The organism is Ammoniphilus sp. YIM 78166 (assembly GCF_004522215.1).
Classification (GTDB): Bacteria; Bacillota; Bacilli; order Aneurinibacillales; family RAOX-1; genus YIM-78166.
The window spans coordinates 707,635-732,968 of the sequence record NZ_SDLR01000004.1 but is presented as its reverse complement, the minus strand read 5'-3'; the positions used below and the strand labels follow the sequence as shown (position 1 = coordinate 732,968).

At 46.7% G+C, this 25,334-nt stretch carries 29 protein-coding genes; 6 read left to right on the top strand and 23 right to left on the bottom strand.

Translation table 11 applies throughout. The features are described from left to right. Nucleotides 1-150 precede the first annotated feature (150 nt). Nucleotides 151-1,248 carry a type II asparaginase gene (locus tag EIZ58_RS20185; protein WP_134702662.1) on the top strand — a complete coding sequence of 366 codons (1,098 nt, stop codon included), beginning with the start codon at nt 151-153 and terminating at the stop codon, nt 1,246-1,248. A 65-nt stretch (nt 1,249-1,313) separates the two neighbouring features. Here EIZ58_RS20185 and EIZ58_RS20180 read toward each other — a convergent pair whose 3' ends face one another. The 6 genes from EIZ58_RS20180 to EIZ58_RS20155 form a co-directional block, all read right to left on the bottom strand. Next, on the bottom strand, nt 1,314-1,934 hold the full coding sequence (locus EIZ58_RS20180) for an HAD hydrolase-like protein (RefSeq protein WP_134702661.1): 621 nt from the start codon (nt 1,932-1,934) through the stop codon (nt 1,314-1,316). 592 nt (nt 1,935-2,526) lie between these two features. Then, on the bottom strand, nt 2,527-3,792 hold the full coding sequence (locus tag EIZ58_RS20175; protein ID WP_134702919.1) for a peptidase: 1,266 nt from the start codon (nt 3,790-3,792) through the stop codon (nt 2,527-2,529). A 1-nt stretch (nt 3,793) separates the two neighbouring features. Next, the gene (locus tag EIZ58_RS20170; RefSeq protein ID WP_134702660.1) at nt 3,794-4,975 is read right to left on the bottom strand and encodes a thiolase family protein; all 1,182 of its coding nucleotides are present in this window, start codon (nt 4,973-4,975) and stop codon (nt 3,794-3,796) included. Between the two features lie 18 nt (nt 4,976-4,993). Further along, complete coding sequence (locus EIZ58_RS20165) at nt 4,994-5,656, bottom strand: 3-oxoacid CoA-transferase subunit B (protein WP_134702659.1); 663 nt, start codon at nt 5,654-5,656, stop codon at nt 4,994-4,996. Beyond that, nucleotides 5,641-6,318 (bottom strand): CoA transferase subunit A, encoded by a 678-nt coding sequence (locus EIZ58_RS20160; protein ID WP_134702658.1) that lies wholly within the window; start codon nt 6,316-6,318, stop codon nt 5,641-5,643. Before EIZ58_RS20160 ends, EIZ58_RS20165 begins: the two co-directional genes overlap by 16 nt. 11 nt (nt 6,319-6,329) lie before the next feature. After that, entirely contained in the window at nt 6,330-7,703 is a 1,374-nt protein-coding gene (locus tag EIZ58_RS20155) for an aspartate aminotransferase family protein (RefSeq protein WP_134702657.1), read from the bottom strand. A gap of 210 nt (nt 7,704-7,913) precedes the next feature. On the opposite strand from EIZ58_RS20155, the gene EIZ58_RS20150 reads away from it, so the two are divergent. Both EIZ58_RS20150 and EIZ58_RS20145 read left to right on the top strand, forming a co-directional pair. Then, the gene (locus tag EIZ58_RS20150; protein ID WP_134702656.1) at nt 7,914-8,435 is read left to right on the top strand and encodes a hypothetical protein; all 522 of its coding nucleotides are present in this window, start codon (nt 7,914-7,916) and stop codon (nt 8,433-8,435) included. Between the two features lie 70 nt (nt 8,436-8,505). Continuing rightward, a complete protein-coding gene (locus EIZ58_RS20145) occupies nt 8,506-10,035 on the top strand; it encodes a PucR family transcriptional regulator (RefSeq protein ID WP_134702655.1) in 1,530 nt (509 codons plus the stop codon). Here EIZ58_RS20145 and EIZ58_RS20140 read toward each other — a convergent pair. The 6 genes from EIZ58_RS20140 to EIZ58_RS20125 form a co-directional block, all read right to left on the bottom strand. Beyond that, nucleotides 10,001-10,963, bottom strand: a complete 963-nt coding sequence (locus EIZ58_RS20140; RefSeq protein WP_167577820.1) for a nuclease-related domain-containing protein — start codon at nt 10,961-10,963, stop codon at nt 10,001-10,003. The two genes, EIZ58_RS20145 and EIZ58_RS20140, sit on opposite strands and share 35 nt — an antisense overlap. Then, nucleotides 10,960-11,172 carry a hypothetical protein gene (locus EIZ58_RS33585; protein ID WP_167577819.1) on the bottom strand — a complete coding sequence of 71 codons (213 nt, stop codon included), beginning with the start codon at nt 11,170-11,172 and terminating at the stop codon, nt 10,960-10,962. The genes EIZ58_RS20140 and EIZ58_RS33585 overlap by 4 nt, the downstream gene beginning before the upstream one ends. 224 nt (nt 11,173-11,396) lie before the next feature. After that, nucleotides 11,397-11,564 (bottom strand): hypothetical protein, encoded by a 168-nt coding sequence (locus EIZ58_RS33580; RefSeq protein ID WP_167577818.1) that lies wholly within the window; start codon nt 11,562-11,564, stop codon nt 11,397-11,399. A 96-nt stretch (nt 11,565-11,660) separates the two neighbouring features. Further along, nucleotides 11,661-12,383, bottom strand: coding sequence for an amino acid ABC transporter ATP-binding protein (locus EIZ58_RS20135; RefSeq protein ID WP_134702653.1), 723 nt, complete (start codon nt 12,381-12,383; stop codon nt 11,661-11,663). Continuing rightward, the gene (locus tag EIZ58_RS20130) at nt 12,380-13,036 is read right to left on the bottom strand and encodes an amino acid ABC transporter permease (protein ID WP_134702652.1); all 657 of its coding nucleotides are present in this window, start codon (nt 13,034-13,036) and stop codon (nt 12,380-12,382) included. The genes EIZ58_RS20135 and EIZ58_RS20130 overlap by 4 nt, the downstream gene beginning before the upstream one ends. A gap of 67 nt (nt 13,037-13,103) precedes the next feature. Next, a complete protein-coding gene (locus tag EIZ58_RS20125) occupies nt 13,104-13,904 on the bottom strand; it encodes a basic amino acid ABC transporter substrate-binding protein (RefSeq protein WP_134702651.1) in 801 nt (266 codons plus the stop codon). Between the two features lie 194 nt (nt 13,905-14,098). On the opposite strand from EIZ58_RS20125, the gene EIZ58_RS20120 reads away from it, so the two are divergent. Both EIZ58_RS20120 and EIZ58_RS33575 read left to right on the top strand, forming a co-directional pair. Beyond that, on the top strand, nt 14,099-14,743 hold the full coding sequence (locus tag EIZ58_RS20120) for a hypothetical protein (protein WP_134702650.1): 645 nt from the start codon (nt 14,099-14,101) through the stop codon (nt 14,741-14,743). Nucleotides 14,744-14,857: 114 nt separating this feature from the next. After that, a complete protein-coding gene (locus tag EIZ58_RS33575; protein WP_167577817.1) occupies nt 14,858-15,016 on the top strand; it encodes a hypothetical protein in 159 nt (52 codons plus the stop codon). Nucleotides 15,017-15,036: 20 nt separating this feature from the next. Here EIZ58_RS33575 and EIZ58_RS20115 read toward each other — a convergent pair whose 3' ends face one another. Continuing rightward, entirely contained in the window at nt 15,037-15,510 is a 474-nt protein-coding gene (locus EIZ58_RS20115; protein WP_134702649.1) for a CBO0543 family protein, read from the bottom strand. A gap of 72 nt (nt 15,511-15,582) precedes the next feature. Further along, complete coding sequence (locus EIZ58_RS20110) at nt 15,583-15,897, bottom strand: IDEAL domain-containing protein (protein ID WP_134702648.1); 315 nt, start codon at nt 15,895-15,897, stop codon at nt 15,583-15,585. Between the two features lie 328 nt (nt 15,898-16,225). Between EIZ58_RS20110 and EIZ58_RS20105 the strand changes: the two genes are divergently transcribed. Then, nucleotides 16,226-17,017, top strand: coding sequence for a sulfite exporter TauE/SafE family protein (locus EIZ58_RS20105; RefSeq protein WP_134702647.1), 792 nt, complete (start codon nt 16,226-16,228; stop codon nt 17,015-17,017). 142 nt (nt 17,018-17,159) lie between these two features. Here the strand turns inward: EIZ58_RS20105 and EIZ58_RS20100 are convergent, their stop codons facing one another. The 9 genes from EIZ58_RS20100 to EIZ58_RS20065 form a co-directional block, all read right to left on the bottom strand. Beyond that, on the bottom strand, nt 17,160-17,294 hold the full coding sequence (locus tag EIZ58_RS20100; RefSeq protein ID WP_134702646.1) for an anti-repressor SinI family protein: 135 nt from the start codon (nt 17,292-17,294) through the stop codon (nt 17,160-17,162). Nucleotides 17,295-17,354: 60 nt separating this feature from the next. Further along, nucleotides 17,355-17,483 (bottom strand): anti-repressor SinI family protein, encoded by a 129-nt coding sequence (locus EIZ58_RS20095; RefSeq protein WP_134702645.1) that lies wholly within the window; start codon nt 17,481-17,483, stop codon nt 17,355-17,357. Between the two features lie 16 nt (nt 17,484-17,499). Next, on the bottom strand, nt 17,500-17,673 hold the full coding sequence (locus tag EIZ58_RS33570; RefSeq protein WP_167577816.1) for a hypothetical protein: 174 nt from the start codon (nt 17,671-17,673) through the stop codon (nt 17,500-17,502). 120 nt (nt 17,674-17,793) lie between these two features. Further along, the gene (locus EIZ58_RS20090; protein WP_167577815.1) at nt 17,794-18,561 is read right to left on the bottom strand and encodes an alpha/beta fold hydrolase; all 768 of its coding nucleotides are present in this window, start codon (nt 18,559-18,561) and stop codon (nt 17,794-17,796) included. Nucleotides 18,562-18,581: 20 nt separating this feature from the next. After that, nucleotides 18,582-19,586 (bottom strand): branched-chain amino acid ABC transporter permease, encoded by a 1,005-nt coding sequence (locus EIZ58_RS20085; RefSeq protein ID WP_134702643.1) that lies wholly within the window; start codon nt 19,584-19,586, stop codon nt 18,582-18,584. A 7-nt stretch (nt 19,587-19,593) separates the two neighbouring features. Further along, nucleotides 19,594-20,454 carry a branched-chain amino acid ABC transporter permease gene (locus tag EIZ58_RS20080; protein WP_134702642.1) on the bottom strand — a complete coding sequence of 287 codons (861 nt, stop codon included), beginning with the start codon at nt 20,452-20,454 and terminating at the stop codon, nt 19,594-19,596. A 15-nt stretch (nt 20,455-20,469) separates the two neighbouring features. Further along, nucleotides 20,470-21,177, bottom strand: a complete 708-nt coding sequence (locus EIZ58_RS20075) for an ABC transporter ATP-binding protein (protein ID WP_134702641.1) — start codon at nt 21,175-21,177, stop codon at nt 20,470-20,472. Continuing rightward, nucleotides 21,161-21,928: an ABC transporter ATP-binding protein gene (locus EIZ58_RS20070; RefSeq protein ID WP_134702640.1), complete on the bottom strand. Its 768-nt coding sequence runs from the start codon at nt 21,926-21,928 to the stop codon at nt 21,161-21,163. Before EIZ58_RS20070 ends, EIZ58_RS20075 begins: the two co-directional genes overlap by 17 nt. Nucleotides 21,929-22,029: 101 nt before the next feature. Continuing rightward, entirely contained in the window at nt 22,030-25,239 is a 3,210-nt protein-coding gene (locus EIZ58_RS20065) for an AfsR/SARP family transcriptional regulator (protein ID WP_134702639.1), read from the bottom strand. Nucleotides 25,240-25,334: the final 95 nt, after the last annotated feature.

Genomic DNA, 25,334 nt, shown 5'->3' with positions numbered 1-25,334 from the left:
TTAGAGTAACTTTAGGTAGTAAATATAACCACCTCCATTTCATTTTCAAGACAAAACTATGTCAGGTTTCCTTACACTTTCCAACATTTACATAAACTCTTCTAGTAGAATTTGTTATACAAAAACTAAACACCAAGGAGAGAAACCAAAATGAACATCAAAAAAATTCTAGCAGCTACTCTACTCACTAGTTCCCTACTAAGCGGAGCTTACATCGCCCCTGTTGGCGGTTTAGTCCCAGCAGCTCATGCTGAACAAGTCAAGCTTCCAAACGTCAAGATCCTCGCAACGGGAGGAACCATTGCCGGTTCAGCCGCATCTAATACGGCTACGACAGGATACACAGCTGGCGCTTTAGGAATCGATATTCTAATCAATGCCGTACCTGAGATGAAGGAGATTGCCAATGTTACGGGCGAACAAATTGCGAGTGTAGGCAGTCCCAACGTCAATAATGAAATTCTCTTAAAGCTAGGAAAAAGAGTGAATGAATTGCTCGCTTCCGACGAGGTAGATGGCATCGTAATTACCCATGGAACCGATACCCTTGAGGAAACAGCATACTTTTTGAATTTGGTCGTCAAAAGTGATAAGCCTGTCGTAGTGGTAGGAGCTATGAGACCCGCAACCGCCATTAGTGCGGACGGTCCTTTCAACTTATATAACGCGGTGAAATTAGCTGGAGACCCTGCTGCCAAAGGCAAAGGAACCATGATGCTGTTAAATGACCGCATTGGAGCGGCCCGTTTTACTAGCAAAACCAATACCACCATGTTAGATACCTTCAAGGCTCCAGAAGACGGATACATTGGGGCGATTGCTGGAGGGAAAAATTATTTCTATAGCGAAGTCATTCGTAAACATACGACCAAATCGGTGTTCGACATTTCCAAATTAAGCGAACTTCCTCAAGTAGACATCCTCTATGGCTATCAAAATGATAGTAGACTTCTATATGATGCCCTCGTGGCTGCAGGATCTAAAGGAATTGTTGTAGCCGGCTCTGGAAATGGATCTCTTTCTGGACAAGCTAGGGAAGGGGCAATCGATGCAGCTAAGAAAGGCGTTGCGGTCGTTCGTTCTTCTCGTGTGGGAAGTGGGATTGTCACCCGCTCAGCCACTGACGATACCAACAACTTTGTCGCTTCCGATTCCTTGAATCCACAAAAAGCCCGCATCCTTCTGATGCTAGCCTTAACCCAAACCAACGATCCAAAGAAGATTCAAGCGTTCTTTAACGAATATTAAAAAAGAAGAAGAGGGTGTCCTAGAAGCATAGGACGCCCTCTTTTCGTATCGTTTAATCACTAGCCCTACACGAGGGCTAGCAAATCATTTGGCGTGTGGGCCAGATGGTTCGGTGTGGCTTTTTCCAGAAGCTCTATTGAATCGTATCCCCAAGTCACGGCAACCACAGGGACCTTTGCTTCCTGACAGGCCACGATATCCCGATGCTCGTCCCCCACATATAAAACATCGCGAGGGCGAAGCCCATGCTTCTTCAAATAGCGCTCCAGCACTTTCGCCTTGCCAAAGATGCCTCTCGTCGTCTGCACGTCATGAAAAAGGGTCAGGCCGTGCAGATTCAGGAAGCTTTGGATGTTTTCCTTAGAATTAGAGGAAAGCACCGCAAGCGTATATCCCTGGTCTCTCAGCTCCTGGAGCACTCGCAGGATATCAGGAAAAGGCTTCATCTGATGGATGGACTGTCCCAGACCCTTCTTCACGTCCAAAGCAATAAACGGAAGCTTATAAAGCGGGATGCCCAAGTGGTTCAGCCTTTGCTTCATGGTCATATCCCTGAGCTCGGCGATCATCGCTGTCGACACCGGCGGGTAACCATGTTTTTTTCCTACCTGATTGAGTAAATCTATTAGAAAGTGAGATGAATCAGCGATGGTACCGTCAAAGTCAAACACGATATGCTTAGTCATGGTCCTCTCCTTCCGGTCGGTTTCTACTAGTACAGTATAGGAAAACTAGTGTTCTAGTTCAAGGAAGGAGAGGGGGGGAGGGGGCACCAAGTGGTTTCTAATTTCAATAGTCACTTAAATACTTTTAACCTGACTAACTAGATCCCCCGCCTCTAAGCTTGTAAAGTTAGTATTTTCCACGAAGTTGCCAGTATTTCAAGGTAAGTCGCCGGTTACACCTCCCAAGTTGCCGGTAGCGACCCAAAAGTCGCCAGAAGCTAAGCTACTTCAAAGTGCCGTTTGAATGAGAGCCCCACCTAGGGTGGTGGCAGGTCAGTAGATAATCGTAGATTTACGCTTAATCCACAAGAAGCGGAAATGGTGTAGTATTTAAGCGTAGATTTACGGCTCATCCCACTTAAATCCTCAAAAGATGACCCTGAGCACATCATTAACCGGATATCTACGACTATTCAGCTCCTCCCAAGGCCTCTTATCAAAAATAACCGGATTTCTCCGGTTATTTCTCTCGCCCACAATCAAGAGGACTAGGGCAGCCCACGGCCCCCTAGTCCCCTGACCCATGCCAACTACTAGCCTCCGCCCCGAGACTTCACTCCGCCGCCCCACACCAATCCATCAAGGTGAGCGCAATGATCTCCGCGGTTTCAAACACGCGGTCCAGCACTATATATTCATTCGGATAATGGGCCACCTCCGTCACTCCGGGCCCAAACACAATCGACGGCGTCTCTCCCACTTGGGTGAGAAGCCCCCCATCTGTTCCCCATGGCGAAGCTTCGATTATCGGCTGAGTGCCTGTCACTCCCCGAAATTTGTCGACGAGCACCTTCATCAGTTCATGCTCCGTATCGATCGACCCTGGCACCCAGCGCGCTCCGAACCACTCCAACGTGACCGGATGACTCTTGAACCATGGGTCAACATCCCCCAGCTTAGCGAGCCAATCCTTCATCTCGGACTTAGCCGCCTCCATCGTTTCCTCCGGAGATACGCCCATGCGCCCTTCCAACTTTACCAAGTCAGGTACCGAAGAAGGCCACGTTCCTCCTTCAATCGAACCCACATTAATGGGAATTGGAATCGGCGTACCCGCATACAACGGATCCACCACCCGCGCATTTCGCACCTCTTCTAGCTTCAACAGATGTTGTACGACCACCATCGATTTCTCGATCGCACTCACCCCTTGATAACGAGTCCCTCCATGCGCCGAGCGCCCCTTCACAAGCACCCGGAACCACATCGAGCCCTGCTGCTTGGGGAAAATCCGCATATTCGTCGGCTCCGGAATCAACGCCGCATCGGCCCGGTAGCCCCTCAAAATCGTCGCTAGCGTTCCCGCCCCGCCACTTTCCTCCTCAATCACACTTTGAAAAATCACATCGCCCTTCAACCGGACACCCAGCCCCTGCAAGGCCTCCATCGCTAGCAAGAGCGACACGTTTCCACCCTTCATATCCGTCACACCGCGGCCATACATCTTTCCATCCACGATGCGACCGCTGAACGGATCATCGTCCCACTGCGCCCGATCCCCATCTGGCACGACGTCAATATGACCATTCAGGATGATCGACCGAGAACCCTCTCCACCAGCACCCTTCATCACCCCAACCACATTCGGACTGCCCGAAAACTCCTTGCGCGGCGAATAAAAGTACTCATGCTTTTGCAGCTCTTCACCATCGGGCTCCCACACATCAATATCCAGGCCCATCTGCTCGAGCTTCTGGACCACCAGCTTTTGCACGCCCGCCTCATTCGTTTGCGTACTCCGCTCCTGCACCAACCTCTGCAGAAACGCGACACCTTCCTCCCGATGCTCCTCTAGCCAGCGATGAATCTGCTCCTTCATGCTATTCACCTACCCTCTCGTAAATCACCGACAGACCCATTCCTCCGGCCATGCAAAGCGTCACCATCCCGTACTTCACACCGGTTCGAAGCATTTCGTGCATCAGCGTTACCGTTAATTTTGCTCCCGTCGCTCCCACCGGATGCCCTAACGCAATCGCTCCTCCATTGACATTCACCCGATCCGGGTCGAGTCCTAGCTCCTTCACAACTGCCAAAGCCTGAGCCGCAAACGCCTCGTTCAATTCAATTAACCCGATGTCATCCAATGTTAACCCAGCCTTCTCTAAAGCTTTCCGCGTCGCCGGCACCGGTCCGATCCCCATCACACCAGGCTCCACTCCGGCACTCGCGAACGCTTTCACCTTTAGTAGCGGCCTCATTCCACACTGTTCTGCCTTTTCCCGTGACATCATCAACACCGCAGCCGCCCCATCATTCATCGGACAGGCGTTGCCCGCCGTGATGGTGCCGCCTTTTTGAAACACTGCGGATAACCGGGCAAGCTCCTCTAAACTTACGTCCGCACGAATCCCCTCATCCACGGAAAACACTTGGCGACCTTTTCGATCTTGCCATTCCAGCGGAATAATCTCCGACTCAAACTTTCCGGCCAGGTGTGCATCCAGGGCTTTACGATGACTATCCATTGCATACTGATCCTGCTCCTCGCGGGAAATGCCGTACTGTGCAGCAAGCCGTTCTGCTGTTACCCCCATATGCTCGTTGCCGAGAGAACAGATTAACCCATCCGCTAACAGGGCATCCTCCATCTCCAGGTTTCCGAACCGGCTTCCCCATCGATTTTTTACTATATAAGGAGCATTGCTCATGCTTTCCACGCCGCCCGCGACAATTACGTCCTCTTCTCCCGCACCGATGGCTAGAGCACCGCTCGTAATTGCTTTTAACCCAGAGCCGCACGCTTTAATAATGATATGACCGGGCACTGTCTGAGGAAACCCAGCCAACTGCGAACAAATTCGCGCCGAGTTCAAGCCTCCCCCATGGACATAGCCATGACCGAAGATCACTTCGCCCACTTCTTCTTTGCTCACCGCAGACCTTGTCATCAGCCCCTCAAGCACTTGACGCCCCATTTCTACCGCCGTAAGCCGGCGCAAAGACTTTCCAAAAGACCCCACTGCCGTCCTCACACCGCCTACAATGACCACTTCACGCACGTATCGTTCCTCCTCCCTCTACTCTATACGTCCCACAACCGAAGGTATTCGCAACGGAGCTTCCGTATGCGCGACCACCTCTTCCACTGTAAAAGGAGCCATGACCTCCTTCAAAAGCAATCCTTCTTCCGTCACTTCAATCACGGCCATCTCCGTAATAATCAAGTCCACACAAGCCTTTGCGGTCAAAGGAAGTGCACACTCTCGCAAAATCTTCGACTCGCCCTGCTTATTCACATGATTCATGAGCACGATGACCTTCTTTGCTTTTTGCGCCAGTTCCATCGCTCCGCCCATGCCTGGCACGCGTTTGCCGGGTACGATCCAATTGGCTAGATCCCCCTTTTCACTGACCTCCAAAGCTCCGAGAATTGTGATATCAAGATATCCCCGACGGATCATCCCAAACGCCAACGCACTGTCAAAGTAAGACGCACCCGGAATAATCGTCACGGGAAAGCCCCCTGCGTTACAGAGCGCTGGATCTTCCTCCCCCTTCTCCGGGCTTGGTCCGGTTCCCAGTATGCCGTTTTCCGCATGGAACATGACGTGAAGATCATCCGAAAGATGGTTGGCCACGAGCGTGGGAATGCCGATTCCCAAGTTGACAATCATGCCGTCCTTGACTTCCTGAGCCGCTCGCTTCGCAATGCGATTGCGGATATCTACTCCCATGCCCATTTCCAATTCACTCCTTCGCTCGCTATGATCATATCCACGAATATCCCTGGCGTCACAATACACTCCGGATCAAGTGTACCAGCGGGTACGATTTCATCGACTTCCGCAATCGTAAAGGTACCCGCCATCGCTACCAAAGGATTAAAATTCCTCGCACTCTTGTCATACACCAGGTTGCCAAGGGTGTCTGCTTTTTTCGCTTGGACAATGCTGACATCCGCGGTCAAAGCCGTTTCGACCAAATATTCCTTGCCCGCGATCATGATCTTCTCTTTACCTTCCTCCGCAATCGTGCCTAACCCCACATCGACAAAGATTCCGCCTAATCCAACACCACCCGCCCGAACACGTTCCGCCAAGGTTCCCTGAGGAGAAAACTCCACCTCCAGCTTTCCCTCGGTCATCAACCTTCCCGCATTGGGGTTGGACCCGATGTGGGAAGCGATCACTTTTCGGGCTCGGCCCGCAGTCACGAGACGGCCAATGCCGATGTCCGGAAAACCCGTATCATTGGCGATCAGAACGAGGTCCTTCACCCCTTTATCCAATATCCCCTGAATTAGGGTCGGAGGGTTGCCTACTCCTCCGAACCCTCCCACCATCAGCGTACACCCATCGTTAATTCGTTCCAGCGCCTTCTCTAGAGTAGAAATTTTATTCATCCTCTTTCCTCCTAAACCGCTTGGCTATGATCGAGCAATCCTTCCGCTTCCAGCTCCCGCTGGATCTCTAGGATGGTTTCTTCTAAAATAGAGACCAATCGGTCAATCTCTTCCTTTTTAATGGTAAGCGGAGGAGCCACAATAATCGCATCCCCAGCCACCCCATCGATCCCGCCCGTCGCAGGATAGACCAAGAGCCCTTTTGCAAAAGCACGCTCAATGATTCTCGAAGTAATCCCTTGAGATAAAAGGAAAGGGGCTTTCGTGAACGAATTTTTAACCAACTCCATCCCCAGAAGCAGCCCCTTGCCGCGGACGTCGCCGATAATGGAGTAAGACGGGGCCATATTGGCTAGTTGTTCATATAGATATGCTCCACTTTCTTCCGCATTCTTCACGAGCTGATGTCTTTCGATAAATTCAAGCACAGCTAACGAAACCGCTGCCGATTGAGGATTCGCACTGTAGGTGTGACCGGCCATGACCGACTTCGAGCCATTCAGAATCGGCTCCATGACCCGATCGGATACCAAGGTGGCGGCCATCGGCGTATAGCCTGCACTCATTCCTTTGCCTAAAGCAATAATGTCCGGCACGACATCCCAATGATCAACGCCAAACATTTTGCCGGTACGCCCGATACCTGTCATCACTTCATCCGCTATAAACAGAATCTCGTATTTATCGCAAATCTCTCGGATTTTTTGATAGTATCCATCTGGCGGGGTCACCGCTCCCCCCGAGGCTCCGATGATGGGCTCAACAATAAAGGCGGCTATATTTTCTGGACCTGTTCTTCGAATCGCCGTTTCCAGCTCATTCGCACAGGCTAACTGACAACTAGGATAGCTACTATTAAATGGGCAACGGTAGCAGTATGGAGCAGAGACCGCTGGAAAATCCTCCAGTAAAGGAATAAAACGCTTCCGGCGCAACACATGCCCCGACATGGACAAGGCCCCTAAGGTAATCCCGTGATAACTCATCCAGCGGGAGAGAATCCGGTTTTTGCCCTTGTACCCTTTTTCCTGCCAATGCTGAATCGCAATTTTCATGGCCGTCTCCGTCGCTTCCGATCCGCTGTTGACGAAAAACGACCAATTGAGGTCCCCTGGAGCCAGCTCTGCCAGCTTCTTGGCCAGCTTCTCCGCAGGTTCACTCGTAAATTGGGAACGATAGGCAAAGGATACTTTACCCGCCTGCTCCATCATCGCCTCAGCAATTTCCGGGACGCCGTGTCCAATAGAAGCCGTCACCGCACCCGATGCCCCATCAATATACTGCTTACCCTCCACATCGTATAAATATATTCCCTTTCCGTAAGAAATCACCGGATAGGAATGTTCTAGAACGGGCTTGATTAAGTGATCTCTTTTCTGTTCCATAAGCATTAACCCCCTTTGCTGCAATTCTTGTTATTACCATCATATTACACACCCTCCCCCGCGTGATATTGTCCCGTTCAACCGAAAATGGTGAGGGTCTTTTTGTACACCGTGTATAAGGCGGCTGTCCCTTTTCGTACACCAAAGGGTAGAGACATGCATATGATAGATTAATAGAATAAATTCTAATAGATTGGGGGGAGATATCCCATGAGTGAAGAGTATCTAGATAAAAGATCAATCAAACGAATTGAGAAATGGATCTCCAAAGTAAAAAAACGCGGGTATAGCACCAACAACTCCGATGCTTCCTTGGCGAGAAGGAAATTGAAATTATACTACCCCTTTATCGATGCAGGAAAAAATCGAATTGTATACGATATCAGCGACGACAAGGTGCTAAAGATCGCCATCTCCGTTAAAGGGATTGAAGACAACAACCAGGAAGCAAAGATTTATAAATCGGTCTCCTCTACCTTGAAAAGAAGGCTAGCTAAAGTCTATGAATCAGGCCACGGTTGGGTTATTATGGAGAAATTGGACAAAAAAGTACCTGAAACGAAGTCCTATGAGAAAAAGGTCATTAAGCTCCACAAAAAATTCAAGAAAAAACATATTGATCCAGGGGATATTGTCAAAGAAAGAAAAAGGTTAAAAGCAAAATGGAAAAACGTCCGCTTGAAAAAAGGAAAAATTCTAGTCATTGACTATGGAAACTTTAAGATCGATTAATGAAAAACCGTTGTCCCCAGAGGCGCTTTCATGATACAACTACTACAAAGAACCGAAAGGAGCGGTCAAGATGGGGATTACCATTCATGAAGCACTCCGTCTCCCCGTCATGGCGCAAACGAGGCTCATTGCCGGACAAGACGGCTTAGACAACGAGGTCAAATGGGTTACGATCGTAGAAGTCATCGATGACATTAGCCGTTTTCAGGAAGGAGAATTCCTCATCACCACAGGATTCGGGCTCCTTGACCAAGAACAAAAGCGAAAGCAATTTCAGTACTTACTCGCCAATAAACGATTGTCCGGCGTAGCCATCTATACAGGCTTTTATCTGCAGGAGATTCCCCCGAGCTTTATTGAGATCGCCAACGAAGCCAGCTTGCCCATGATCGAAATTCCTACAGACATCAATTTCTCCGCCCTGACTCGCGCGATTCTCGAACAAATCGTGAATAAGCAGCTCAAGCTTTATGAGTACTCCCTTAACATACACAAGGAATTTAATCGGCTGGTTCTAGGCAATCAAGGTTTAATGCCAATTACGCGTACACTATCCGAACTGATTAAAGGAAGTGTTTTGCTGCTAAACGAAGAGGACGGCGCCCTTGATACTCTCGTTATTCACGATGGCCTTGATTTGGACACGCTTCAGGTGACCGACCCCCGATTACGCGCGGAGATTTACCCTATCATCGCCAATGAAACCAACTATGGTTCCATCCTTGCCGTCAAGGAAACGGGAGCTTGGACCGATCTCGATGTCATTGCCATCGAGCACGCTGCAACCGTATACGCCATTGAGTTTTTAAAGCAAAAAGCGGTTGAGGACACCGAATTGCGCTTACAAGGTGACTTCTTGGACGAGATTCTTAACCAGAATTTCCAAAGTGCAGCCCATGCCAAGGAACGAGCAAAACGCCTAGGCTACGACCTCACACTTAACCAAGCGGTCATGCATATGCGAGTCGAGTTTGGTGAAGAAGAACGGCTTTATGCCCTCGTCCAGCACATCATGCGTCAACGTGGCCTACAATTTATTGTACGTTATAAATTTGACGGACTGATCGTGCTCACAGAGGTCGCAGAAAGCTCGCCTCGAAATGATTTAATAGAATTGGGCAAGGAAATGGAACGGGAGTGGAAATCGTCAGGAGACCTTCGTATTGGAATCGGACGAACTTACAAGGACATTCATCTCCTAGCTAACAGCGCTAAAGAAGCCCAGCACGCCGTTACCTTTGCCAAGCTCCTGTTGAAACCCAAAACCGTTGTCCACTACGATGATCTGGGTATGTATCATCTTCTCATTCAAATGAAAGAATTAGGTGTTGACCTTAGGGAATTTTACGAGAAGCATCTGGGGGAGTTACTGTACATGAAACGACAGGCGATGGACTTGATCCTCACCCTTGAAACCTACTTACAGAACAATCAAAGCATCCATACCACCGCAGCCGAGTTGTATATTCACCGACATACCTTAAAGTATCGTTTAAATCAGATCGAGAAAAAAACAGGTCTCGACCTCCAGTCCGCGGACGATCGAATGAAGCTGCAGCTCGCGATTATGGCTTATAAGCTGTTAAATGTGGGGGAGTAGCATAGGTGCGGCCTTTGGTGTTGTTTTGGGTGGGGAGGTTCATGTTGGCTAGAATGCGTTTCGCTTTATAGCGGCAATCGAGGAGAAGAAAATCGCGACATTGTTGGTTGGTTAAAGTGGAGTTGAATAAAAGGAAATAGTCCTCGATTGCTTGAACGTGAGCTTCCTTTGAGAGAGCCTTGCATTTCAGGCAATGCCACCCCCTTTGTTTCTTTAACATCGAAAAATGGCTACAAACTGGACACTGCAAGCCTTTGATTATTTCATTTGGACTAATGTTATATTTTTCATGCATAGTCGAGGGTTCCGGTTGGTGTCTTTCCCGGAGAAGCTCCGTTAACTTTTCTTGAAAGGAAGGCGTGATAAACCTTTCTTTATACTTAGCTTCCAATAGTTGAATTCGTTTGGGGAGATGGACAACGTGAATAAGATTGCTCTGAGGAGTGGAGGACTGTACTATGGTGGAGGGATTGGAGATGGCAACTAGAAACTCTATTGGGCCTGGTTTGATATTATTAAACTCGAGCCAACGTCGAAGTTGTCTGCATTGAATATCAGCTTGTTCGATAGGGTCGATGTATCCCGTTTCTTTTTCGTCCTTGATTCTCGTACACTGTGTTGGCGACTGGCTGAACTTCAAAATTCCACTAATGTTTTTCGATTCAATATTAAGCATGAAGGTAGGAGTAATGAGAAGGGTGTCAATCTGAAAGGTAGTATTGTGAAGCGGAAGGCGGAGAGCTTGTAAAAGAGTGTAGCTATTACTTTCAGGGAGCAGTTGAAGATAATAGTCTACTTGCGTCTCACCATGATAGCCTGCTAGCAGGTTATCTCGGTAGGTTGCAATCTCCTCTCTTTTAGGATGATCGAGAGGAATGCGACGCAACAAAGCCTCTAGCGCAAGAATTTTACGCGATTTTTTTCTCACTGGAACATGCATAGAATCACTCCTTTTATGGTATTAATGGATTCATTCGATACGATGATGGAGAATTCCTGCATGGTGGCCAAGTGGATTGGGCGACCGATTCCCACTTTTGGTCGTTCCCTAAGTGAGGGCGTTCGCACCCCACTTTTGGGCGTTCCCCACCATTTTTCGGGCGAGCCGACCTCCCTTTCGGGCGACCCACTTAGCATTGGGCGTTCGCACCCCACTTTTGGGCGATCCCCGCCATTTTTCGGGCGAGCCGACCTCCCTTTTGGGCGACCCACATAACATTGGGCGTTCGCACCCTACTTTTGGGCGATCCCCAACACTTTTCGGGCGAGCCGACTTCCCTTTTGGGCGACCCACTTAGCATTGGGCGTTTGCACCCCACTTTTGGGCGATCCCCGCCACTTTTCGGGCGAGCCAACAACCTTTACTTCCTCCACAACAACCGAAGGATATATACAATATACACGCCCAGCACCGCAAGGGCGAAAATATCCAAGAACCGGTTCTCCATGATTCTCATGGCATAACGCGTCACTTCTACGCCAATCAGGATACAAATAGCTCCTACAATGCCGATCGACCACCTGCTCATAGGCAATATCACTCCTTGCTTCATTTATATCGCTAAACAAGCAGTCGTATGTACAAAAAAAAGCAGCCTCCCACAAAGGAGACTGCTTCCACTTACTTATAGAACTTTGGACAAAAAAGCTTTCGTCCGTTCATGCTTAGGGTTATCGAAGATTTCCTTCGGCTCGGCTTCTTCCACAATATAGCCCCCGTCCATGAAAATCACGCGATCGCCTACTTCTCGGGCAAATCCCATTTCATGCGTGACCACGACCATCGTCATGCCTTCCTGAGCCAATTGCTTCATTACCGCAAGTACCTCGCCTACCATTTCCGGATCGAGCGCGGAGGTCGGCTCATCAAACAGCATGATCTTCGGTTCCATCGCCAACGCGCGCGCAATCGCGACACGCTGAGCCTGTCCACCGGATAAGGAATCAGGATAAACATGGGCCTTATCCCTCAACCCGACCTTCTCCAGAAGCTCCATCGCTTTCTTCTTTGCTTTGTCCGCCGGCCATTTACGAACCTTTATAGGAGAAAGCGTAATGTTGTCCAGCACGGTCATATGAGGGAAGAGGTTAAAGCGCTGAAACACCATCCCTACTTCCGTACGCACTTTATTGATATCCGTGTTTTTATCGGTTAAGTCAACCCCATCGATTAACACCTCTCCACCCGTAACCTCTTCTAGCAGGTTCAAGCAACGGAGAAACGTAGATTTTCCCGAACCAGAGGGACCAATCACCACCACGACTTCTTTTTCTTTAACATGTGCGTTGATGTTTTTTAGCACCTCAAGTTGACCAAACGACTTTTTCAGGTTTCTCACTTCGATCATTGCGTCGAGTACCTCTTTTCTAAGTAATTGAGCAGCTTACTAAGAGAAAGTGTCAGTACAAGGTAGAGAACAGCAACGGTTAAATAAGGTTCCCATACTCGGTAGTATTGTCCTTGTGCCGCCCGGCCCCAGTACATCAGCTCTGGTGCGGCAATAACGGCAGCCAGCGACGAGTCTTTAATTAACACAATAAATTCATTCCCAAATGGTGGAATCATCCGTTTGAGAGCTTGCGGTAAAATAATATTCCACATGGCTTGTGCATGAGTCATACCTAAGGAGCGTGCCGCTTCCATCTGACCTTTATCGATGGATTGAATTCCTGCGCGGAATATCTCCGCGATATACGCTGCAGCATTTAAAGAAAGAGAAACGGCAGCAGAAACAATGGGGTTAGGTTGTGTGGTGAATAAGGGAATTAAACCAAAGTGAATCAAGAGGATTTGCACAAAAAGCGGTGTTCCTCGAAAAAAATTGATATACCATTCAAACGGCATTCGGATCCACTTGTTGAGCGACATCTTTCCTAGACCAATCGCAAGTCCAAGTATAGAACCGACTACAATCGCAATGAGCGATAAGCCGATCGTCCACATGATTCCCTTTAAGAAAAAAGGAGCATATTCGACGACGATATCAAAACGAAAATCCACCTAAATCACTCCTCTATGTAAAATTGCGCAACGGACATTGATGCCCGTTACGCAACTCTTTTTCCTATTATTGCTTTAATGCCTCTACATTAGGCTCGACTCCAAACCACTTTTTGTAGATTTCCGTATATTTCCCGCTTTCGATCACTTTTTGTAATCCTGCATCCATTTGCGCCCTTAACTCACTGTCTTTGGGGAACAACATGCCATAGAACTCAGATTCAAAGACTTGCGTATCTTCAATCCCTTTAACCTTCTGGTTTGGATTGTTCTTCAAGTATTCATTAACTACAGTATTATCTGTAACCACTGCTTCTACTCCACCATTCAAAAGTTCCATTATCGCTACCACGTTATCTTCGAACTTTTTGATGTTTGGATTTTCCGCTCCAATCAGACCTTCTACAGCTGCTTGTCCTGTCGTGCCGTTCTGAACCCCAATCTTCTTATCTAATAGATCGTTGGCATTCGCAATCGTGCTACCCTCAGGAACAAGAATCATATGGGTAGATTCAAAGTATGGGCTGGAGAAATCATAGGTTTCCTTACGCTTTTCATTAATGGTAACCGCAGCGATCGCCATGTCTACTTCCTTCCCTTGAACAGCAGCAAGCATAGGATCCCATCCCATGTTTTTCACTTCATGCTCAAGTCCGGCTTCTTTCATGACTTCAGCCAACAAATCAATATCAAAACCAACGATTTGTCCTTTATCCATAAACTCAAATGGAGCAAAAGCCGCATTCGTACCTACTATAATTTTCTTTGCTGGTTGTGCTCCGGTTTCCGCCGGTTGGCTACCGCCTCCACAAGCCGTTATAGTTAGTGCAAGTGCACATATAATGCCCAATACAGAGAACTTTTTCATTTAGTTTAACCCCCTTATTTTTCTGATAATTCTTATCGAATAATGTCGAATACAATTCACTTTTTTGATAGTAACAGGGAATAAATATTTATGCAACTGTTTAATTGAATTATTTATTGGTAAACTTTATTTTATTTTCTCACAATGTGTTAAAATAGTGGGATAAACCCTTAATTAAGAAAGGTTGTAGAGTTGTGATAAAAAGCAAATGGCTTCTGGCCAGCACAGCGTTTCTGCTCCTGGCTGTGGTTTCTTATTCATTCCTATCTCCTGTAAAAAAGCCACAAGAGACGCCCCCCCCAGAGCAACCCTTAGTATTTTCCGAAGACAATGCCAATTTGGATTGGTTGGATAACCCGGAGATTCCAGCCGAGGTAGAAATTGAAGGAACTCAGACCGAAGAGATGGATTCTAAACCAGAGGTTCCCAAGGATTCCTCTCCGATACCTTCAGAACCACAACAACCTAAACCCCAAGAAGAGCGGCCAGCAGTGACTACTATCGTCGATAAATACAAACAAAAATTTCAGACACTAGAGAGATCGTACCAAGGAAAGCTAAAGGGTTTAATTCAGCAAGCGAAACAGGACTATCAAGCGGTCAAAAGTGGAGCCTCGGATCAGTCTGCCTTTGGTCTTGCTTCTGCCTATCTATCGAAAGTGAACCAAATGGAATCCCACGCGGACAAACAGTTTTATCAGCTACTTGGGAAAATGGAGCAGGAGCTTCTTGCTTCGGGACATCCTACGGACATCGTAAAGCAAGTAGAAAACGAGTATAAAGCGAGGAAAAAAACACAACGGTCGGCCCTGATGCAAAAGTTTACGGAAAAGTTATAAAGCAGCCTTCTTGGCTGCTTTATTTTTGTCTAGATTTTGATATAATTCGACTTAATACGACAAACCGTACGACGCAAAACTATAGGGGCTTACCCCTAAGGAGGAAGAAGTTCGATGTCATTTATTACAGGCGTCTACAAATTGGTTCAAAAGAAGAGACATCCCCACGAAGTCATCCGTTTATCAGCCGCTGAGAAAAACGCCATAGCAGCGGTGATTGGTTCCTGTGTGACTATTCTCATCGTAACCGGAATCCTAGTGGTCTTGAATTAATCGTAAGGTGGCAGCCAACCTTAAGAACGCATCTTTTTAGGGTCAGGCTCTCCTAACCATTTCAATACATAACGGGTGAAAATAAGAAAAATAATAATGCTGATAAACGTATGCATGAGATTCCAGCGATGGTAGACAATGAGCTCTGTCCGTTTCAAAAACCAAAACTCTGCTGCAGTAAGCAGCAAACTGTACAGGACCGCTTGTCCCATCGCCCTTTCTATCGTAGATCCAAACGTCGTGTAATTGTACAAAACACAGATGATCGGAAAAAAGACGAACTCATATAGAACGTTGGTGGAGAAGTACTCTGGCAAAAAGCGAACAGGAAAAGCAAACGACTTTTCTTCCACAAATATAACGGCAATAAAAATGGAAAAATAGCCAGTGGAGAAGAACACTAAAGCCCAATCCCGAAAAGGCGGGTGCTTAATCCAGTACAAAAACACCCCCAGGGATAAAAGTAAAAATAACCATTGAATGACCCATTCCATGCCCATTTTCCTTCCTTACACCATTATGTATTTAGGCAAAAAGATAAGGCGTACTCCGCCTCATCAAGAAGACTAAAAAATTTCTTTTCTTTTGCTCACCAATTCGTCAAACCAGTCTTTATCCCTCGTGTCCAGAGCAAGATCAATTAGCGAATCCAAATCCTTCAGTTGCTCCAAAATGAATGCCGGCAGCTTGTCGATTTTCTTATATACAACCGGATATCCATCATCTTGCCGCTTAAGGAAAGTGTCTTCCGAAATAGGCTTTGGCTCCCCCCAACGACCCAGCTTTGTTAAATATTCTTGACGGTAATAAAATCGCTTATCCCTGTACATCTCGCAAATATAGATGACCTTTTTGACGTTGTTCAGATGGTGTTCACTCATTGATGATCCTCCTCTCTGAACATCTCTTTCTATTAATTTATTCTGTCATGTTAGAAGATGTGAGCGTATGCAAAAAAACAAACAGTTGAGCAGGTACAGGGATTGAATTAGAATGATAGAATGAGAATTTAACAAATAAAGATTCGGGGTCCTTTTATGTATTATCTGTATCGTTGCGAATTTTGTGGAGGACACACTCCGTATGTTTTTGTTTCTTTTTATGGAAACTATATTTGCTCCTCCTGTATTCAAGACAAAAGAAATTGCGACCGGTTTGAATCACTAGAAGAAGATCAAGACAATCTCACCTACGAAGGATAGATTTCTAATGCTGGATTACTTATTGCTGGTACTCATTGGTACCTTCGCCGGACTGGCTGGTTCCCTCGTCGGCTTGGGCGGCGGATTTATTATCATTCCTTTCCTGTTATTCTTTTTCCCTTTAAATCCTCAACTGATTGTGGGAACTTCCATGGCTGTCTTGCTCATCAATTCACTTTCTAGCACCTATGCCTATCTGCGCCAAAAACGAATTGATGTCAAAAGCGGGATCGCCTTCGCGCTTGCGATGGTACCTGGATCCATTATTGGAGCTATATTGTCCAAATTCATTCTCACAGGAGAGGTCTTTCATTTTGCCTTTGGCTTGTTTCTGCTCTGTGTATCCTTGCTTATTTTATTTAAGCCAAGCAACCCTATAGACTTGCCTCTTCGCCCATCGGTAAGCCGTGAGTTCGAGGATCAGAGCGGAATGTCGTTTTCATACTCCTATCATCAAGGATTAGGACTGACGATTAGTTTTGCTACGGGATTCCTTTCTTCGTTCTTAGGCGTGGGAGGAGGATCCATTATGGTTCCCACCATGACGATCCTGTTGCACTTTCCACCTCATATTGCGGCCGCTACCTCCATGCTTACGATCTTCGTTTCTTCCATCAGTGGTACGATTGCCCATGGGGTGATGGGCCATATCGATTGGAGCTATGTATTATTCTTAGCGCCCGGGGCTTTTATCGGTGGTCAATTAGGAGCAAAGATCGCGTCAAAACTCCCTTCTAGGGCTCTCATGTACGTCTTAGGAACCTCCCTTATTCTCGTTGCTTTTCGTTTGCTAATATAAAAGAAGCGTTCCTACCTGTAGGGACGCTTCTTCTACGTAAAAAAAACTTGAAGGTTTTATCCTCCAAGTCAAAGGGGTGTCAGTCACTTAAACAGAACAAGGAGTGTTCTTTTTAAAGAACTAATGGACATAAAAAAATCGCTTACTCTCCTCGGGCAGCCCTTTCGCTTTTCTTAAATTCGAGATACTCTCGAAACTCTTCTTTGCTCACCCCTGAAGCCATTGCCTCTTGCACAAGCCTAATGGTTTCATCGTCAAGATTGCTGGGTAGAACCATAGATACGTTAGGCTCCTTTGAATGATTTGGCTATCATTATAATTATAGCAAACTCATACCCTATTTGACTATGGTGGATTGTCCTAAAAATTCCCTTATATCTTCACAAGATAGCCCCAATTCCTTCGCTTCTAATATCAAAGCTACCCACTCCATATCTAGTCCTTCGATATTGCCCTTCGCATCCATGCCAATTCCCTCCACTTTACTTTTTCTCCACAACCGCTGGGACCTTTACCTTCCAATTGTTAACCTCGAACCCCATTTTCTCCATCAGATTTAAAAGCATGGCGGTACTTTTTAAATCTGTACAATTCCATTCCTTTAAATGCTGTTTCAAATCCACTTCGTCAAACTTTGACTTGTTTATCTTAGTCATTAAGAACCACCTAGCAGGAGTATTTTACTACCTTCATTATAGAACAAGTCTAGTTCTTTTTAAAGAACAATTTTGTTCCTTGTCGAAAAGAATAAGCACCCCACCCTGGGATGCCCTCTCTTATCTCTCTAAAAACGCGAGAGTTTCTCGCAAAAACCACTCCGGGTCCTCCACTTGCGGAGAATGCCCCACCTCATGGTGAGTGACTAACTCACCATGAGGAAAATAAGACTGCATTTTTTTCATATCCTCTAGAGAAATCAATACATCCTGTTCGCCAAACAAGATGGAAACAGGCTGCTCGATCCTCCGTGCTGCCTCCCGATAATCCATCACACCAAGAGACCGTGCATTACTTATAGCTGTATGCGTACTGCTCCATGCATCTTCTACCAAATCAGCAAACAAAGGAAGATGGGCTCCTTTTGGAACAACAGCACTTAAAGCGGCTTGTAGAAGCTCACGATCCGTCGAGTACCTCTTGATCATGTCGTATTTCTCGTCACTCGTGACGTAGCCATAGATCGGTGCCGGGTTGAGCAACAACATTTTTTCGATTCGATCCCCCGCTTTAGAGGCGAGATCAACCGCAATGGCTCCCCCCATGGAGTGGCCAATTACAGAACAGCTCCGAATTCCTTTTAAATCCATAAAAGCAAGAACATCATCCCCATACTGAGGGAGCGAATAGCCATGGTTAGGCTTTTCTGACTCACCACATCCCCGCAGGTCAACCGAATACACCGTATACCGCTGGGCCAGCTCCTCCTTCACCAAGTTCCACCAGCGTTTACTCCCTAGATTTCCATGAATGAGGAGCAGCGTGCGATTCCCGTCCCCTAGCTTTTCGTAAGCCATCTGAAACCCGTTTACGAGCTCTTTACTCATTGATTCGCCCCCTGTTCCACTCATGACTTCGCCCCTCGGGCTTTCCACTTTTCCTGAATGGTGCCCACGATTCCCTTCGGAAAGAACATGACGATGAGGATATAGATGATACCAAACAGAATAAGCCAACGTTCAAAAATCCAGTGCACTTTCGCCAGCTCTGTCAAGGACTCATGGGCATATTGAATAATAACAGAACCTAAAAGGGGTCCAAACAGGGTTCCTACTCCACCCACAATCGTCATTAACAAAGCATCTACCGTTTTATCGACCGCAAGGACTGAGGTATTTACGAATTTAATCGACAACGCATACATAACCCCGGCCAAGGAAGCCGTTACCCCGGCTACGATGTTGGCAATGATTTTGTAATGAACCACCTGGTACCCAAGTGACTCTGTACGCTGTTCATTTTCCCGGACGGCAACCAAGACCTTTCCCACCGGAGATTCGATGAAACGCTTAAGGAACAAGTACATGACCACCATAAAAATACAAGCGACATAGTAAAAGGTCACACGGTCATTCAAGAGCTTAGGGATCGAAAAGCTAAACCCGTCATTTCCAAAGGTCAAGGACCTCCACTTTTCCGCTACGATAAAGAATAACTCAGCAAACGCCAAGGTGATCATGGCATAGAAAGTCGCTTTTAACCGCAGCGAGAGAATACCGATAAACAGGCTGATCACAAAAGCTAGTGCCACGGTAATGACTACGGCGACAAGCAACACCCCAAGCGTATTATCCCATTGCTTCATGAGTATGCCCGTGGCATAGGAGCCAAGACCAAAAAACATAGCATGACCAAAAGAGATAATTCCCGTATACCCGAGCAGGATGTCGTAAGACATCGCAAAAACACCGAAAATAAACATTTGAGAAACCATAATTAATGTACTTCTTGAATCAAACACCAATGGAAAAGCAAGCAAGAGGGCGAGTATCGTTAGTTGAACGACTAACGAACTTTTCCATAATGGATTTTTCTCTAGCGTGGATTGAAACACCTTGACTTCTGTTTTCATTCTTTTCTCACCCCTTGACCCCGAATAATCCAGAAGGCTTAATCAATAACACGGCAGCCATCAACAGGACGTTAACCGCTAGCGTTCCTTCCGGGAAGTAGTAAGCCATGAAGGCTCCCGATAGTCCTACTAAAACACCAGCCAAAGCGGAGCCTTTGATGCTGCCCATCCCACCGATCACGACCACGATAAAAGCTAACAGCATGTTCTCCATCCCAATAGAAGGATTAATAGAACCGGAATAGGGTCCCATCAGGACGCCTCCTAATGCTGCCAGACCTGCACCAAACATAAAGACAAGAGCAAATATCTTTTTAATATTAATTCCTAGCGCCTGCACCATTTCTTTGTTAATAACCCCTGCCCGTACAATTAAGCCGATCTTCGTGCGATTCATGACATACTCTAATCCAATCAAAACCGCTAATCCTACCGCGATGATAAATACACGATATTTAATAATAATCAGCTCACCCACCTGCCAGCTTCCATCCAAATAGGAAGGCACAGGCGTCATATGCTGGTTCGGTCCCCAGAAGACCTTAAGCAATTCGCTTAAAACAAGCATCGCGCCCATTGTAATCAAGATTTGCTGAATATGATTGCCGTAAACCGGACGAATGACAAAACGCTCCATCAGAAACCCAACCAATACTCCGACTAAAATCCCAAGCGCAATGCCTACAATAAAGCTACCGGAAATAAGATAAAACCACGCCCCTGCATAAGCTCCCCAAGCAAACAGGGCTCCATGGGCAAAATTCAACACATCCATCAAGCCGAAAATCAGCGTTAAACCTGCCGCAAGGAGGAAAATGAGCATTCCGGTGGCTAGGCCATTTAAACCTAATGTCAATATGAGATCCATACGTTCCCCTCTCTTCTAGGCAATCCCCAAATATTGTTTCTTCAGCTTTTCATCCTGCTTCAAGTCCTTCATCGATCCTGAATGCACCGTGTGTCCATCGTCGATGATGTAGTAGCTGTCACCGACGCCGCTCGCCATAATAAAGTTCTGCTCCACTAACACCACCGTCGTTTTTTCTTTGATCTGGTTGATGGAATCCATGACCTTCTCCACCACAATCGGGGCCAAGCCTTTACTCGGTTCATCAATAAGCAACAGCTCATTATTATTAACGTAGGCTCTAGCGATGGCCAGCATCTGCTTTTGCCCGCCGCTCAAGTGACCGCCTTTCTTTTTCCAGTAGGTCTTCAAGTCAGGGAACAATTCCAAGATATAATTCAGGCTTGCCAGCGTGCGCTCATCTTCCTTTTGCATGGCCACCTTCATGTTCTCTTCTACAGTGAGGTCACCGAAGATCGATTGGTCCTCCGGAACATAGCCGATTCCTCGCTTCGCAATCGTATGAGTTGGAAAGGCGCTGATCTCTTCTCCTTTAAAGATAATGCTTCCTTTACTAATCGGATTGAGGCCCATGATGGATCTTAAGGTCGTAGTCTTCCCTGCCCCATTTCTCCCCAGGAGAACCGTAACTCCCCCCTGCTTCACCTCAAACGAAACCCCTTGCAAAATATGATATTGTCCGATATACGTTTGGATCTGGTCCACTTTAAGAAGCGTCGTCATACAATCCTCCTAGATACGCGGTTTGAACGAGTTCATTGTTCATAATGTCTTGTGGGGTTCCATCGGCTAATAACTTGCCGTTAAACAGAACCGTTAAAGTATCAGAAAGGTCGAGAACCATATCCATCTTGTGCTCGATAAGGATAATGGTCCGATCCTTTTTCTCTTTGATCTTATGGATCACTTCTAGAATGGCGGGCACTTCCTCCAGCGACATCCCGGCCGTTGGCTCATCAAACAATAGAATCTCCGACTCCAGCGCGAGCAGCATGGCGATTTCAAGCTTTCGCTTTTCGCCGTGGGCTAAGTTCTTAGCCAACTGGTCGCTTTTCTTATCTAGTAAAACTGTTTCCAATAGATGATAGGCTTTTTCCTCAAATGTCTTAAACTTCTTAAAGTGTGAGAAAAAATTATACAGAATACCCGATTGAGCTTGAACCGCCAACCGGACATTTTCTAGTACTGTGAGCTGAGGAAAGATGTTGCTGATCTGAAAAGAACGCCCAATCCCTGCTCGCGCTCGCTCTGAAGGAGATTGTGAACTGACATCCTGCCCTTTAAATAGGACTTGCCCCTTAGTTGGTTTGAGCTGGCCGCTCAACAGATTAAAGAACGTCGTCTTTCCCGCGCCGTTCGGACCGATAATCGATTTGAACTCATAAGCCGGAACCTTTAAGCTCACTTCATTAACCGCTGTATGTCCGCCGAAGGAGATCGTGAGGTCCTTCGTCTCTAAAATAATCGAACTCATGGATTCACCTGCTTTTCTATATCATTTTCGAATGGGTTATGGTCATCTTACCTAGTTAAGGTTACATATAAGTTACACCCCAAAGAAAAAAGCCTGATCACTCAGGCTATAATTTCTTCGTACAGCTGCTGGGTAGCAAGCGAAGGCTTAATGGCCAGCTCCTGCTGCAGCTTATCTAAGCATTTTTGATAGTATTTTAAGGCCATGGAACGATTATTTTTCATCACATAGCTCTGCATGATATAGCGATAAGCTTCCTCCGCGCACGGATCGGTTTGAATCATCCTCTCGCAGCAGGCGATCGCTTCATCATATTCCCCATCCTGGATGAAGAGTTGAGCTAGTTGCTCGGCTGCTCGCAGATAAAGAACGCGCAGTCTTTCCTTTTCTTCAATGGACCAATCCTCATAGCGAGCTTCCGGGAGATAGTCTCCTTTGTACAGGGATACAGCCTTTCGCAAATATTCCTTACCTCTCGCTGGATGATCCATTCCCTTTTGCACCAGCACTTCAAACTCCTCTGCGTCCAGCTTATAGCCAGACGCTAGATTCATGCCATAAGAAGATCCATTCCGCTGGATATAAAAAGGATTCGTTCGTGCTTTTCGCTGCGGCTCTAAAGCTTTATTCAAGGCGTTCAGGGCGACTTTAAAATCACGTCCCGCCACCTCCTCATCCGCCTCCCCCCAGAGCAGGTGATAAATTTCTTCCTTAGGCAACAAGTGTTTTCGGCGCGTGATGAGCAACTGGAAAAGCTGCTTCGCTTTATCCCTTTGCCATCCTTTATCATCAATTTCCTTTTCCCCAAGCCATACTCTAAATTGCCCCAGGGTTTCAATGCGGAGCGTGTAGCCCGGATGTGTGGAGATCTTATCGAGCCCCATCTCCTGCAGCAAATGATGGACATAGTTGGTCTTCACCTTTCGCTTTTGAGCCTCTAGCAGCATCGGGGCTACTTTTTGAATGTCCTTGGGACTGAACAGCGTTCGGCGCTGAAGCAAGAAGTGGTAATCCCCTGCCTGCATCCTCTCCAAAAACTGTTGAACCGAAAGCGTAAACCCAGCCCAATCCTCCGTTGAATAATCAATATAGCTTAACCACAGTAAGGAAGCCGTACAGCCAAAGGAATCCCCCACTTCTACAAAACGCTGAAACGTTTGATTTAACATCTCTTTGCCTTTATCCCATTGCTCGGCGGTAATATAAGCGACCCCCATTCCTAGCATAACGAGGGTAGAGAACCAATGATCCTCTGCCGCTTCACTTTCCTTAAAGGCTGCCTCCCCATATTTCAGGGCCAGCTCTAGATTTCCTTCCAAACCATGCAGCAAGCATAAGCCCATGAGTGGCTCCGCTTTACCCCGGGAGATTTGCACATCCTCCATGAGCGCAAGCGCATTATTGTAGCATTGCTGAATTGTCTCAACCGGATACGGGGTCGTATGAATCAAGGAAGCGTGACCTAATCGCATCCAGCCTACGGCCTCTACAAAGGGCGACTTGGCCTCTGTCCCCTGCAGCAGACCTCGCTCCGCATAACGCTTCGCCTCTTCGGCTTCTCCCAAAAACGAAGTTACAATAGAAAGAAGGAGAGACGTTTCGCGGTGAGACTTGGATAAATGCTTGTGGGAGCTGGCTTCATTCTCCAGCTTCCGTTCAAGAATGCGTTTGCAAGTTCCCAGTTGACCCGTACGCAAATAAAATCTTGCTTGAAGCTCTCCATCCTCCAAACTTCGATGAAGCCGTTCAATTTCTTTAAAGGATTGCTCCGCTTCTTCCGGACAGCCTTTGTTAATCAAATTCTCCGCCAACAAATGAAGGACTCTCACCTTTTGCTCTGATGTGGTATCCCCTAGCAACTGAAGGGCTTCCCGGAGCAAATGGTCTGCCTTCCCCGGTTGGATCGTATCTAAGTATACCTTGGCCTGACCTTCCAACCCGCGCACTTGACCGATGGTTTCCCCTTTATCCTGAGCACATTGAGAGGAGCGTTGATAACTCGCAATAGCCTCCTGATAATTGCAACGGTATCGATTCATTTCCCCTTTATAGAACCACAGGGAGAAGTACTGGTCCATCACCTCTAGTGGAATCACCTTGAGCAGTTCAGCCAAGCTCTCAAATTCTCCATTTTGCACCTTCGTTTCTCCGAACTGAGCGAGAACCTCTCCCATATCCGAATAAGCCTGGATCGTCCGATAATGGTAGAGCGCTTGGTTATAAAGGGATTTGAGCTTATAAAAGTGGGCAGCCTTGCGATGCAGCCAGTCGAACTGGTCGAATTTTTTTTGAAGCTGTTGCTGAAGAAACTCTCGAAACAGGGCATGGTATCGATATTCTCCCGCCCCTAAGTAGCTGATAAAGACATTTCGCTGGATCAACTCCTGCAGAATCTTATTTGAGTTTGGAATGTTTAAAAGAAACTGACAGATCTCCCCATTCAGCTCGGTCAAAATTGAAGTTCGTACCAAGAAGCTCTGGATCTCGGGCGTTTGCTTGGACAGAACTTCTAGAGCCATAAAGTGAAAAAGATCTTCCATCTTGCTGTGGTTTTTTAATAGAAATGATAGATCTTCTCCCTCACGCAGCTTCTGCCAAATCATATTCAAGGAGATCGCCCAGCCTTCCGTCTTCTGGAATAAGAGCTCCACTTCAGCCGGAGGAAGCTCGATCTCAAACTGATCTAGAAACAGAACCTCAATTTCATCCTGCTGGAAGGATAAATCCTTCTGGCTTAACTCAAGTATCATGTCCTTTAGCTTCATGGAATATAAAAAATCCCAGTCCGGCTTGATTCGGCTGGACAGCACAAGATGCACATGTGGGGGCAGATTCTGTATGAATAGCTTCATCCATTCGTTAACAAGGTGGGAGTGAGATAGGTAGTGGAAATCATCCAATATGATGACAAAAGGCTCCGGTGAGAGCGTAAAAAGTTCATTCAGAATCATGCGAGAGAAATAATGAATCTCGTCATAATTAAAAAACCAATCCCCCTCATTCAACTGCTGCAAGAGCTCTTCTCCAAAGGAAGGAAAACGAGTTCGAACCGAATGAAGGAAGTGAGTTAAAAACGGAAACATATCATCGTCGTGTTCTGATATACTGTACCAACAAACGGGCAGCTTGGCCTCTCGGGCAAATACACTAAGCGCGGTGCTTTTTCCGTATCCTGGTCCAGAATATAGGAAAGTCAGAGAATAATCAGGAATCATCCGCAACTTCTTCTCTAAATCTACTCTTCTTAAAATATTGGATTTCACTAGAGGCGGTGTCAACTTCGACATTAAGACCGGGCTTCTCCAATTCATGTAAGACCTCCAGGAAGATTAGGGATTATTATCCATATCATATCGAGTGGGCATTGATTTGTAAATATAGGAAATGAAGGAGGACATACTAACCC

Excerpts from the sequence above, each read along its gene's own strand:
- EIZ58_RS20185 (WP_134702662.1), top strand. The coding sequence starts at position 151 with ATGAACATCAAAAAAATTCTAGCAGCTACTCTACTCACTAGTTCCCTA.
- EIZ58_RS20180 (WP_134702661.1), bottom strand. The coding sequence starts at position 1,934 with ATGACTAAGCATATCGTGTTTGACTTTGACGGTACCATCGCTGATTCA.
- EIZ58_RS20175 (WP_134702919.1), bottom strand. The coding sequence starts at position 3,792 with ATGAAGGAGCAGATTCATCGCTGGCTAGAGGAGCATCGGGAGGAAGGT.
- EIZ58_RS20165 (WP_134702659.1), bottom strand. The coding sequence starts at position 5,656 with ATGGGCATGGGAGTAGATATCCGCAATCGCATTGCGAAGCGAGCGGCT.
- EIZ58_RS20160 (WP_134702658.1), bottom strand. The coding sequence starts at position 6,318 with ATGAATAAAATTTCTACTCTAGAGAAGGCGCTGGAACGAATTAACGAT.
- EIZ58_RS20155 (WP_134702657.1), bottom strand. The coding sequence starts at position 7,703 with ATGGAACAGAAAAGAGATCACTTAATCAAGCCCGTTCTAGAACATTCC.
- EIZ58_RS20150 (WP_134702656.1), top strand. The coding sequence starts at position 7,914 with ATGAGTGAAGAGTATCTAGATAAAAGATCAATCAAACGAATTGAGAAA.
- EIZ58_RS20145 (WP_134702655.1), top strand. The coding sequence starts at position 8,506 with ATGGGGATTACCATTCATGAAGCACTCCGTCTCCCCGTCATGGCGCAA.
- EIZ58_RS33585 (WP_167577819.1), bottom strand. The coding sequence starts at position 11,172 with ATGCTAAGTGGGTCGCCCGAAAGGGAGGTCGGCTCGCCCGAAAAATGG.
- EIZ58_RS33580 (WP_167577818.1), bottom strand. The coding sequence starts at position 11,564 with ATGAGCAGGTGGTCGATCGGCATTGTAGGAGCTATTTGTATCCTGATT.
- EIZ58_RS20135 (WP_134702653.1), bottom strand. The coding sequence starts at position 12,383 with ATGATCGAAGTGAGAAACCTGAAAAAGTCGTTTGGTCAACTTGAGGTG.
- EIZ58_RS20125 (WP_134702651.1), bottom strand. The coding sequence starts at position 13,904 with ATGAAAAAGTTCTCTGTATTGGGCATTATATGTGCACTTGCACTAACT.
- EIZ58_RS33575 (WP_167577817.1), top strand. The coding sequence starts at position 14,858 with ATGTCATTTATTACAGGCGTCTACAAATTGGTTCAAAAGAAGAGACAT.
- EIZ58_RS20115 (WP_134702649.1), bottom strand. The coding sequence starts at position 15,510 with ATGGAATGGGTCATTCAATGGTTATTTTTACTTTTATCCCTGGGGGTG.
- EIZ58_RS20110 (WP_134702648.1), bottom strand. The coding sequence starts at position 15,897 with ATGAGTGAACACCATCTGAACAACGTCAAAAAGGTCATCTATATTTGC.
- EIZ58_RS20105 (WP_134702647.1), top strand. The coding sequence starts at position 16,226 with ATGCTGGATTACTTATTGCTGGTACTCATTGGTACCTTCGCCGGACTG.
- EIZ58_RS20100 (WP_134702646.1), bottom strand. The coding sequence starts at position 17,294 with ATGGTTCTACCCAGCAATCTTGACGATGAAACCATTAGGCTTGTGCAA.
- EIZ58_RS20095 (WP_134702645.1), bottom strand. The coding sequence starts at position 17,483 with ATGGATGCGAAGGGCAATATCGAAGGACTAGATATGGAGTGGGTAGCT.
- EIZ58_RS33570 (WP_167577816.1), bottom strand. The coding sequence starts at position 17,673 with ATGACTAAGATAAACAAGTCAAAGTTTGACGAAGTGGATTTGAAACAG.
- EIZ58_RS20090 (WP_167577815.1), bottom strand. The coding sequence starts at position 18,561 with ATGAGTAAAGAGCTCGTAAACGGGTTTCAGATGGCTTACGAAAAGCTA.
- EIZ58_RS20085 (WP_134702643.1), bottom strand. The coding sequence starts at position 19,586 with ATGAAAACAGAAGTCAAGGTGTTTCAATCCACGCTAGAGAAAAATCCA.
- EIZ58_RS20080 (WP_134702642.1), bottom strand. The coding sequence starts at position 20,454 with ATGGATCTCATATTGACATTAGGTTTAAATGGCCTAGCCACCGGAATG.
- EIZ58_RS20075 (WP_134702641.1), bottom strand. The coding sequence starts at position 21,177 with ATGACGACGCTTCTTAAAGTGGACCAGATCCAAACGTATATCGGACAA.
- EIZ58_RS20070 (WP_134702640.1), bottom strand. The coding sequence starts at position 21,928 with ATGAGTTCGATTATTTTAGAGACGAAGGACCTCACGATCTCCTTCGGC.
- EIZ58_RS20065 (WP_134702639.1), bottom strand. The coding sequence starts at position 25,239 with ATGAATTGGAGAAGCCCGGTCTTAATGTCGAAGTTGACACCGCCTCTA.